Raw genomic sequence first — 10,267 nt, 5'->3', positions numbered from 1 at the left:
CGTCAGCTACCACCGCGACGCGTTCAACGAGCACATGCTGCTGCACCCGTTGTCCGCCCCGATGACGCTGCGCTGGCTCACCGACCGGTTCGCCCGCCGACCGCTGAGCGACCACCTCATCCGAACCGTGTGGCCGACGGCGTTCAACCCGATGACCTACGCGGGAATGGTGCGACTGCTCATGATCGGAGCCAAGGTCGTCACCGGCCGAAAGATTCGCCACCGACCGCTGTGAGCCCGTTGGGGGCCCGCTAGGAGACCGAGGCCTCCGGCTCCATCGGCAGCGCGCCCGACGGCTGATCGGCGGCGGGGACGTTCCCCAAATCGTCGCGGGCGTTCCCGGCGGCGAGTACCGCGTACACCAGCGCAGCGTCATCGGGGCGGACAACGGGTGCAGCAGCATGTGCTCGTTGAACGCGTCGCGGTGGTAGCTGACGTCGGCGCCGCCGGCCGAATACGCGTCGGCCAGTTGGTCGATGTCGTTGACGTCGATCAGGTAGTCGTGCACGGCCTGCACGATCAACACCGGCGGGGTCGGCACCACCGCGCCCAGCTTGATGGTCTGGAAGACGTGCGAGATCTCCGGCGTGGACAAAATGTCCTCGAGCGGCTCGTCGAGGTAGTCGCCCATGTTCTTGCCGGCCATCCGGATGACCGCCTCGGCGGTGGTCATCGTCTCCAGCGAGTCCAGCAGGGCGCGGCCCTCTTCGTTCGTGTGCTCCTTGATCACCCGGTCCAGGTCGGGGTAGACGTGCGCCAGCGCGGCCACTACCAGTGCGGGCAGTCCGGCGAAGAATTTGCCGTTGAGACGGCGGAAGGTGTTGCCCAGGTCGCCGACGGGGGAGCCCAGTACCGCGCCGACGATGTCCAGCTCGGGTGCGTAGTCGCCATACATCTCGGCGGCCCAGGCGCTGGCCAGCCCGCCGCCGGAGTAGCCCCACAGCCCGATCGGTGCCGACGGGGCCAATCCGATGCGCTCGGAGTTCAGCACGGCCCGGATCCCGTCGAGCACGCGGTAGCCCGGCTCGTACGGCGCGCCCCATGTACCCCCGAGGCCTTCGTGGTCGGGCACCGAGACCGCCCACCCCTCGGCGACAGCCGCGGCGATCAGGAAGAGCTCCAGCTGGGCGAGCGAGCCGAGCGCCTTCGCCTTCCTGCGCAGCGCATACGACGGGAAACAGCGGGACGACACGGCGTCGATCGCGCATTGATACGACAGCAGCGGGCAGGTCTGCCCCTCGGCTAGCCCCGCCGGGACGATCACCGTGGTGACGGTCGCCTCGGGCCGGCCGTTGAGGTCCATCGTCCGATACAGCAGCTGGGTGGCTTTGATGGGCTGCGGAATCAGGCCCAAGAACGCCAGCTCGACGTCGCGCGAGCGAAACACAGTGCCGGGCTCGGCGTGCTCGAACCCCGCCGGCGGCTGGTAGAACGGGTCGTCCGAGGGCAGCAACGGACGCACCTTGCGCTGCAGTTCCTCGTGCTGTGGCCGACCGATCCACTCGGCGCCACGCGTACCTGCCAGATTGCCGAGCTCAACCATTGAGGATCCCTTCTTGGCCAATCGGCATTCTTGCGCATGAACGCCGGGTAACTAAAGCGGAACCGCCGCATTGTGAGCCAGTTCTCCTCGGCCCGCGGCGCGTCGCTGGCGCCACTGCGACCGCCTAATTTACCGCCACGTCACTCGGTGGCTTGAGGGCGGCGAATTCGTCGGTGACCCGCAGCTGGGAGTCGGTGAAGTGATACAGCGCTGCCGGACGTCCGCCACTGCGGCCGGACTGCGCGATGGTGCCGGTCTGGGTGATGACCCCGCGGCGGACCAGCACGCGCTGCAGATTCGTCGCATCGACCTGGTAACCGAGGGCCGCCCCGTAAATGTCGCGCAGCGTTGACAGCGCGAATTCCCTTGGTGCCAAGGCGAATCCAATATTCGTATATGACATCTTGGCCACCAGCCTGGCGTGCGCGTGGGTCACCATCGGGCCGTGATCGAACGCCATCGGCGGCAACGCGTTCACCGGATGCCAGCGGGTGTCCGGCGGCAGTTCGGGGATGGCGGGGGAGGGCACCAGGCCCAGGAAGGTGGACGCGATCATCCGGATTCCCGGCACCCGGTCGGGGTCGGAGAACACCGCGAGCTGTTCGAGGTGGGCCACCTCCCGCAGGTCGACCTTCTCGGCCAGCTGGCGCCGGACCGAGGTGGTCATGTCTTCGTCGTTGCGCAGCCGCCCTCCCGGCAGCGACCACGCGCCCTTTTGTGGATCGCGGGCACGTTGCCATAACAGCACGTTAAGCTGCGGTTTTTTTGTTCGCGGGCCCGCCTTAACCTGGCGAACCTGGAACACGACAGCAAGCACCTCGTGTGCGGTGCTACCATGGGCCATGTTTTCGATTGTAAGTCGAAAACCTCCTGAACGCGAAAGGGGCATCTCCGTGACGGTTTTGAATCGCATGGACACGCTCGCGGACGACCTGATTGCCGGCATCACCGACTCGCCCGGCGGCTACACGGGCGTGGACGGTGACGCGCAATGGGCGGCGGAGATTCGCCGGCTGGCAGACCTGCGGAACGCCACCGTCCTCGCGCACAACTACCAGCTGCCCGCCATCCAGGACGTCGCCGACCACGTCGGCGACTCGCTGGCCTTGTCGCGGATCGCCGCCGACGCCCCCGAGGACACCATCGTGTTCTGCGGCGTGCACTTCATGGCAGAGACCGCAAAAATCCTGAGCCCCGAGAAGACCGTGCTGATTCCGGATCAGCGGGCCGGCTGCTCGCTGGCCGATTCCATCACCCCCGACGAGCTGCGCGCCTGGAAGGACGAGCACCCCGGCGCCGTCGTCGTCTCCTACGTCAACACCACGGCGGCCGTGAAGGCGCTCACCGACATCTGCTGCACCTCGTCCAACGCCGTCGACGTCGTCGAGTCCATCGACCCCGACCGCGAGGTGCTGTTCTGCCCGGACCAATTTCTCGGCGCCCACGTCCGTCGAGTGACCGGCCGCACCAACCTGCATGTGTGGGCCGGTGAATGCCACGTCCATGCCGGGATCAACGGCGAGGAACTCACCGACCAGGCGCGCGCCCACCCCGACGCCGAATTGTTCGTGCACCCCGAATGCGGTTGTGCGACTTCGGCTTTGTACCTCGCGGGCGAAGGTGCCGTCCCGGAAGATCGGGTGCGGATCTTGTCCACCGGCGGCATGCTCGACGCCGCGCATCAGACTCGTGCGCGCACGGTGCTGGTCGCCACCGAGGTCGGCATGTTGTATCAGTTGCGCCGAGCGGCACCAGAAGTCGATTTCCGCGCGGTCAACGATCGCGCGTCGTGCAAGTACATGAAGATGATCACCCCCGCGGCCCTGCTGCGCTGCCTGGTCGAGGGCGCCGACGAAGTTCACGTCGACCCCGACATCGCGGCGGCCGGACGGCGCAGTGTGCAGCGAATGATCGAAATCGGGCATCCGGGCGGCGGCGAATGATCGCCCGCCCCGATTGGACCCACGCCGCCGATGTCGTCGTAATTGGAACCGGCGTCGCGGGTTTGGCCGCGGCGCTGGCCGCCCATCGCGCCGGCCGCAGCGTCGTCGTGCTGAGCAAGGCCGACCAGGCGAAGGGGGGGACCGCGACCCATTACGCGCAGGGCGGCATCGCGGTGGTCCTGCCCGACAACGACGACTCGGTGGAGGCCCACGTCACCGACACCCTGGCGGCCGGAGCGGGCCTGTGCGATCCCGACGCGGTGTACTCCATCGTCGCCGACGGCTACCGCGCGGTGTCCGAATTGGTCGGCGACGGAGCGCGATTCGACGCGGCCGTGCCCGGCCGCTGGGACGTGACGCGCGAGGGTGGGCACTCGCGGCGGCGGATCGTGCACGCCGGTGGCGACGCGACCGGAGCCGAGGTGCAGCGGGCGCTCGACCACGCCGCGGCCCGGCTGGACATCCGCGCCGGCCATGTGGCCCTGCGGGTACTGCACAACGATGCCGCCGTCACAGGGGTCCTGCTTGGCGGCGTGGACGGCTACGGGATCATCAGCGCGCCCTCGGTGATCCTGGCCTCCGGCGGGCTCGGTCACCTCTACGGCGCGACCACCAATCCCCAAGGCTCCACCGGCGACGGCATCGCGCTGGCGCTGTGGGCCGGCGTGCCGGTCAGCGACCTGGAGTTCATCCAGTTCCACCCGACGATGCTCTTCGGCGCTGGCGGCGGGCGTCGCCCGCTGGTCACCGAGGCGATTCGCGGCGAGGGCGCGGTATTGCTTGACAGCCAAGGCAATTCGGTCACGGCGGGCGTTCACCCGATGGGTGACCTGGCGCCGCGCGACGTCGTCGCGGCGGCCATCGACGCACGCCTGCGGGAGACCGGCGACCCGTGCGTGTTCCTCGACGCACGCGGCATCGCCGGCTTCGAGGCGCGGTTTCCCACCGTCACCGCCGCGTGCCGGGAGGCCGGGATCGACCCGGTCCGGCAGCCCATCCCCGTCGTCCCGGGCGCGCACTACAGCTGCGGCGGGGTCGTCGCCGACGTGTCCGGTCAAACCGAACTGCCGGGCCTTTTCGCCGCCGGCGAGGTGGCCCGCACCGGCATGCACGGCGCAAACCGCTTGGCGTCCAACAGCTTGCTGGAGGGACTGGTGGTAGGTGGCCGCGCCGGGCGGGCTGCGGCCACGCACGCGGTGGCGGCCGGACCGTCGCACGCGACCGCGCCCGAGACGATCACGCACACCGCGGTGCCGCGGTGGGAACTGCAGCGAGCGATGAGCCGCGACGCGTCGGTGGTGCGCGACGCCGTTGGGCTGCAGGGCTTGTCGGACACGTTGGCGAAGGCGGGGGCCCGCACCATCGCGGGCCGTCGCGATTTCGAGGACGTGGCCTTGACGCTGACCGCGCAAGCGGTTGCCGCCGCGGCCTTGGCGCGCAACGAAAGCCGCGGCTGCCACCATCGCGCGGAGTTCCCGGACGTCGCGCCGGATCAGGCGCGCAGCATTGTGGTGCGGCTGGCCGAGCAAGACGTGCAGGCCGAGGCGTTGGCGGCCGTGTGCTGATGACGCTGTCAGACTGCGAACGCGACGCCGCGCTGGACACCGTTCGCCGGAGTCTCAGGGAGGATCTGCGCTACGGGCCCGACGTCACCACCCTGGCAACCGTGCCGGCCGACGCGGTCGCCACGGCGTCGATGGTGCCGCGTGAGCCGGGCGTGATCGCCGGGCTGGACATCGCCTTGTTGGTGCTCGACGAGGTACTAGGCACCAGCGGTTATCAGGTGCTGGACCGCGTCGAAGACGGCGCCCGGGTGCGGTCGGGCCAGCCGCTGTTGACGGTGCGGGCGCAGACCCAGGGTCTGTTGACCGCGGAGCGGACCATGCTCAACCTCATCTGCCACTTGTCCGGGATCGCCACGGCGACGGCGGCCTGGGTCGACGCGGTGAGCGGCACCAATGCCAAGGTCCGTGACACCCGCAAGACGCTGCCCGGCCTGCGGGCGCTGCAGAAGTACGCGGTGCGGGTCGGCGGCGGCGTCAACCACCGATTGGGGCTGGGCGACGCCGCCTTGATCAAGGACAACCACGTGGTCGCCGCCGGATCGGTGGTCGCCGCGCTGCGCGCGGTGCGCGAGGCCGCCCCGGCGATGCCCTGCGAGGTCGAGGTCGACTCGCTCGAGCAGTTCGACGCGGTGCTGCCCGAAAAGCCCGAGCTGATCCTGCTGGACAACTTCCCGGTCTGGCAGACGCAGACGGCCGTCCAGCGTCGGAATTCGCGCGCACCCGCGGTGCTGCTGGAATCGTCGGGCGGGCTCAGCCTGGAGAACGCGGCGGCCTACGCATCGACCGGCGTGGACTACCTGGCCGTCGGTGCGCTGACCCACTCGGTGCGCGTGCTCGACATCGGCCTGGACATGTAGGTCCATCTTTGCGTCGAATGTGAATTCTGGGCGACCTTTATCGGCGTGTCGCCGCCGTGTGCGCACACTCAAAGCCGCCAGCGCACACTCGACGCGGACGTGGACTTGGGCTCTGCATTCGTCACCCGCCGCAACGCACGGCGCAACGCCTGGGGTGTATGGCCGACATGTGCACGCACCACGCGAGTCAAGTGCGCTTGGTCGGCGAACCCGAGTCCCGCGGCGATGTCGGCCACCGTCGACGTGTCCGCCTGCAGCCACTCGAGCGCCCGGCCGACCCTGACCCTGTTGCGATACCCGGTCAGTGTTACGCCCAGCTCCCGCGGAAACGCCCGGCTCAACCGGTAGGGTGACGCGCCCAAAAGCTCGGCAAGCGGGAACAATCCGCGTGCCGCCGGATGATCGTCGTGGATCGCCGCGCGCGCCCGCCGCACCAGCCGCGAGTCCGCAGGAACCGGTCGATCGGTCAGTGGCGTGCGCCGGTCGGTCACCCTGCGCAGCGCCGCGACGGTGAGCGCCAGGAGATTCTCGGCAAGTCGGTAGTCGATATCGATGGCGCCCAGGAGCCGTCGGTGGGCGAGTTCCAATCGAGCGTCGACGTAAAAGGTCGAGCGATGCATGCGACCGGGGTCGCCGACCAGCTGCCGCCACGACGTGGCGCTCAAGCGCACCGAGGTACACATGTCGCCGCCGTGCGGATGTGCGAACTGGTCTTCCTCTCCGGGCCCGGCGAGGTACCCGACGGTCGGGTCGAGATCGACCGGACCGTCCGCCGCGCGCCGTTGAAACCGGCCGGACCTGACCAACACCAGCCGCCCGTCCACCGGGTGCTCGACCGCGGACCAGCCCGAACAGTCGGGATGGCATGTCCACGACTGCAGACTGAACTGCGGCCGGGCGGCCAGGGTGGCCATCGAGAGCACGGCGCCAGGCTAGAGCCCTGGTATGACAGCACCCCGCAAGAATGTCCAAGACCGCGCGCCCGATCGTCGCGAAGCTGGGCCTATGGCATCAATACGTACCGAATTCGAAATCGACGTCGACGCCGACCGAGCGTGGCGAGTGGTCGGCGACTGGGTGGACGGCCCGGTCGGCATGGCCAACGGTTACGTGGCGTCGTCAAGCGTCGAGGGCGACGTCCGGGTGGTGACGTTCGCCAAGGGAAACGTTGCGCGGGAGCGGCTGATTGCCCGCGACGAGGGTGAGCGTCGGATCGTCTATTCGCTGATCGGCGACACGGTGTGCCCCGAACATGACAACACGGCGATGCAAATCGTGGCCATCGGTCCGGGTCGCTGCCGGTTCGTGTGGACCCGCGACGTTCTGCCCGATGAGCTGGCCGGGCGGCTGCTTGCCGCGATGGAGGACGCTTCCCAGGCCATCAAGCGCACTCTCGAAGACGGCCCGCTATCTGGCGAGTAGCGAGCGCGCGGCGGGCTTGGCCGCGTCGAGAGCGCCAGCGTCACCGGCGATCCGGGACAGGATCAGCGCCCCCTCGATCAGTGAGATCACCGCGAGCGCAACCCGTTTCGCGTCCGCCGCGGACCAGCCGTCGGAGCGCAACCGATCCTCGATTGCCGCGCACCAACCCCTGAAGGCACGGGCCGACGCCTCGCGCACCAGCGGGCTCGCGTTCACCGACTCGGTGGCGATCGGCTCGATGGGGCAGCCGTCGCGGTGGTCGCCGGCCAGCCCCGCCGCCAGCAGATCGAGCCACCGATCGACGATGTCGGCCACCGGTCGGCCCGTCGCCAGGAACCGGCGCAGCAATTGTTCGATGCTGGTCCCCTCGCTCTCGACGACCGCCGCCGCCAACTGTTGCTTGCCCTGCGGGAAGTGGTGATACAGCGAACCGGGCTTGACGCCGGCCTCCTCGAGGATCTGGTTGAGGCCGGTCGCCGCGTAGCCCTGGCGGCGAAACAGGGTGGCGGCGTTCCCGATCAATGCGGCGCGGCTGCGGTCGGGTCTCGGCACGCTATTGACAATACTTGAGTAATCACTCAAGAATGCTGAAATGAAGCAGCTGACTTTCGAAGAGGCCGGGCGCTACGCATGGCGCGAGGTGCCCGAGCCGGAACTCACCGCCCCGGGACAAGCGATGGTCAGGCCGCTCCTGGTGGCCTGCTGCGACCTGGATGTCGCGGTTGCTCATGGGCGGCTGCCGCTGCAGCCGCCGTATGCCGTCGGGCATGAGGGTGTCGCCGAGGTCGTTGCGGTGGGTGACGATGTGAGCGGTGTTCAGGTCGGCGACCGGGTGGTGGTGCCGTTTCAGATCAATTGCGGAACTTGCCGAGAATGCCGCCGCGGTGTGACGGGCTCATGCGGTTCGATGCCGCTGATGGCGATGTACGGCATGGCCCCGATTGCCGGGTTGGATGGTGGCGGCTTTATGTCGGACCTGGTGCTGGTGCCCTACGCCGATGCGATGCTCATCCCGGTTCCCGGCGGCGTCGACCCCATTTCCATCGCGTCCCTGTCGGACAACATCCCCGACGGCTGGCGGGCTGTCGGGCCGTACGCGGCCGAACTGGCTCGGCTTGATTCGGCCGACCGTCGGGTCCTCGTCGTCGGGCGGCTATCGATCGGGCTGTACGCGGCGGCGTTCGGCGCCGCCCTGGGAGCCCACGTCGACTATGTCGACACCGACGACCAACGGCTGGCCGCGGCCGAGAAGCTCGGCGCGGTGGTCCACGACCGCGCGAAGCCGGACAAGTCGTGGGACCCGTATCCGGTCACCGTGCACACGAGCGGCGATTCGGCGCTGCTTGCGGCGACCCTGCGCGCGACCTGGGCGGACGGCGTGTGCACCGACACCGGGATTTACCCCGAATACAACGTCGAGCTGCCGTTGCTCCCGATGTACACCCGCGGCGTGCAATTCGTTACCGGACGTGTCAATGCGCGAACCGTCATCCCTGAGGTGATCGAACTGCTCGCCGGCGGGTGCGACCTCTCGCCGGCCGTCGACCGCGTCGTGGCGTGGGACGATGCGCCGTCGGCCTGGCCGGCCATGACCGGCAAAACCATCTTCACCAGGGTGTAGCGAGCATTGTGTGTGAATCGTCGGCTTTGCGCGTGAATCGTGGGTGGAGAAATCACGGAAATCCCACCCTAGGGTCACACCGAAAGCCGTAGGTTCACACTCGTTCGGCGGCGACGCGAGCCTAGCTTTTCAGCTCAGGCGATGTCGCCGACGAAAACCCCGACCCGGCGCAGCTGCATGCGCGCCATCCGCGGCAGGCCCTCGACCTCGGGGCCCTCCGAGCCGGCCGGCACGATCCGCGTATTGGTGAGGTGCACCACCCGGTTGCGGCTGAACTGGACATCCGCCTCCCCGGCGGCGAGCACATTCTTGACCCAGTTCGTCTTGCCGTGCGCCAGCGCGATCGCCAGCACGTTTCCCTTGCGGTAGGGCGTGATCACGGTCTCGTACTGTTTGCCGGACGTGCGGCCGCGGTGCTTGATGGTCGCGGTCCCGGGCAGAAAGCGCGCGATCGGCTTGACCGCCGGGTTGAAGTACTTGATCTGGAAGCGTTCGAACCACGGCGGGAACACCATCGGGACGCCGGGGGCATTGTTGGGGTGATCCTTCGCGGACATGTCGGCCACACTACCGGTCGGATATCCACTTGAGCTGCTCTGGGACAATGGACCCTGTGACTGCCACGCCCCAACCCGTGCTGGCCCGCATTGACCTGCGGGGCGCGAAGTTGACGGCCGCCCACCTAAGGGCCGCGCTGCCGCGCGGCGGCGCCGACGTGGACACGGTGCTGGCCCAGGTGCGGCCGATCGTGCAGGCCGTCGCCGAGCGCGGGGCCGAGGCGGCCCTGGAATTCGGGGCGAAGTTCGACGGCGTACGGCCCGCGGCCGTGCGCGTGCCCGACGCCGCGCTGCGGGCAGCGGTGGACGGACTCGACGCCGCCGTCCGCGACGCGCTGCGGGTAATGATCGAGCGGACCCGCGCCGTGCACGCCGACCAGCGCCGCACCGACGTCACCACCACGCTCGGCCCAGGCGCCACGGTCACCGAGCGGTGGGTCCCCGTCGAGCGGGTGGGTCTGTATGTACCGGGTGGCAACGCCGTGTACCCGTCCAGCGTGGTGATGAACGTGGTGCCCGCTCAGGCCGCCGGTGTCGACTCGCTGGTGGTGGCCAGCCCGCCGCAGGCCCGCTCGCAGGGCAGGTTCGAAGGCCTGCCGCACCCGACGATCCTGGCCGCGGCGCACCTGCTGGGGGTCGACGAGGTGTGGGCCGTCGGCGGCGCGCAGGCGGTGGCCCTGCTGGCCTACGGCGGCACCGACACCGACGGCGCCGAGCTGGCGCCGGTCGACATGATCACCGGGCCGGGCAACATCTACG

The 10,267-nt window shown here is 69.0% G+C and carries 11 protein-coding genes and 1 pseudogene; 7 read left to right on the top strand and 5 right to left on the bottom strand.

Annotation, left to right across the window (positions count from 1 at the left end):
• Window positions 1-235 (top strand): lipase family protein (locus A5745_RS21840; RefSeq protein WP_217695300.1); only part of this gene is annotated, 235 nt, incomplete at its 5' end.
• 120 nt (window positions 236-355) lie between these two features.
• On the opposite strand, the pseudogene A5745_RS21835 reads toward A5745_RS21840, so the two are convergent.
• Window positions 356-1,543 (bottom strand): annotated as a pseudogene (locus tag A5745_RS21835) (lipase family protein); the annotation flags it as partial.
• Window positions 1,544-1,667: 124 nt separating this feature from the next.
• On the bottom strand, window positions 1,668-2,387 hold the full coding sequence (locus A5745_RS21830; RefSeq protein ID WP_076118837.1) for an NUDIX domain-containing protein: 720 nt from the start codon (window positions 2,385-2,387) through the stop codon (window positions 1,668-1,670).
• Window positions 2,388-2,436: 49 nt separating this feature from the next.
• On the opposite strand from A5745_RS21830, the gene nadA reads away from it, so the two are divergent.
• From nadA to nadC, 3 genes are read left to right on the top strand one after another with little or no spacing between them, the layout of a single operon-like run.
• On the top strand, window positions 2,437-3,486 hold the full coding sequence (nadA, locus tag A5745_RS21825; protein ID WP_076118835.1) for a quinolinate synthase NadA: 1,050 nt from the start codon (window positions 2,437-2,439) through the stop codon (window positions 3,484-3,486).
• Entirely contained in the window at window positions 3,486-5,051 is a 1,566-nt protein-coding gene (locus tag A5745_RS21820) for an L-aspartate oxidase (RefSeq protein ID WP_175879866.1), read from the top strand. Before nadA ends, A5745_RS21820 begins: the two co-directional genes overlap by 1 nt.
• The gene (gene nadC, locus A5745_RS21815) at window positions 5,051-5,908 is read left to right on the top strand and encodes a carboxylating nicotinate-nucleotide diphosphorylase (RefSeq protein ID WP_076118844.1); all 858 of its coding nucleotides are present in this window, start codon (window positions 5,051-5,053) and stop codon (window positions 5,906-5,908) included. Before A5745_RS21820 ends, nadC begins: the two co-directional genes overlap by 1 nt.
• Window positions 5,909-5,976: 68 nt before the next feature.
• Here the strand turns inward: nadC and A5745_RS21810 are convergent, their stop codons facing one another.
• Window positions 5,977-6,822 carry an AraC family transcriptional regulator gene (locus A5745_RS21810; RefSeq protein WP_076118841.1) on the bottom strand — a complete coding sequence of 282 codons (846 nt, stop codon included), beginning with the start codon at window positions 6,820-6,822 and terminating at the stop codon, window positions 5,977-5,979.
• A gap of 91 nt (window positions 6,823-6,913) precedes the next feature.
• Here A5745_RS21810 and A5745_RS21805 point away from each other — a divergent pair, with 91 nt between their 5' ends.
• Complete coding sequence (locus tag A5745_RS21805; RefSeq protein WP_076061898.1) at window positions 6,914-7,330, top strand: SRPBCC family protein; 417 nt, start codon at window positions 6,914-6,916, stop codon at window positions 7,328-7,330.
• Here the strand turns inward: A5745_RS21805 and A5745_RS21800 are convergent.
• A complete protein-coding gene (locus A5745_RS21800) occupies window positions 7,316-7,882 on the bottom strand; it encodes a TetR/AcrR family transcriptional regulator (RefSeq protein WP_076061896.1) in 567 nt (188 codons plus the stop codon). The two genes, A5745_RS21805 and A5745_RS21800, sit on opposite strands and share 15 nt — an antisense overlap.
• A 40-nt stretch (window positions 7,883-7,922) precedes the next feature.
• Between A5745_RS21800 and A5745_RS21795 the strand changes: the two genes are divergently transcribed.
• Window positions 7,923-8,951: a zinc-binding dehydrogenase gene (locus A5745_RS21795; protein ID WP_076118831.1), complete on the top strand. Its 1,029-nt coding sequence runs from the start codon at window positions 7,923-7,925 to the stop codon at window positions 8,949-8,951.
• Window positions 8,952-9,085: 134 nt separating this feature from the next.
• Here the strand turns inward: A5745_RS21795 and A5745_RS21790 are convergent, their stop codons facing one another.
• A complete protein-coding gene (locus tag A5745_RS21790; RefSeq protein ID WP_076118839.1) occupies window positions 9,086-9,508 on the bottom strand; it encodes a nitroreductase family deazaflavin-dependent oxidoreductase in 423 nt (140 codons plus the stop codon).
• 77 nt (window positions 9,509-9,585) lie between these two features.
• Between A5745_RS21790 and A5745_RS21785 the strand changes: the two genes are divergently transcribed.
• On the top strand, window positions 9,586-10,267 hold a 682-nt coding region (locus A5745_RS21785; RefSeq protein WP_175879865.1), incomplete at its 3' end, for a histidinol dehydrogenase.

Source organism: Mycobacterium sp. IS-2888 (assembly GCF_001954215.1).
In the GTDB taxonomy this organism is placed as follows: domain Bacteria; phylum Actinomycetota; class Actinomycetes; order Mycobacteriales; family Mycobacteriaceae; genus Mycobacterium.
This window is presented reverse-complemented; position numbering and strand designations above follow the sequence as displayed.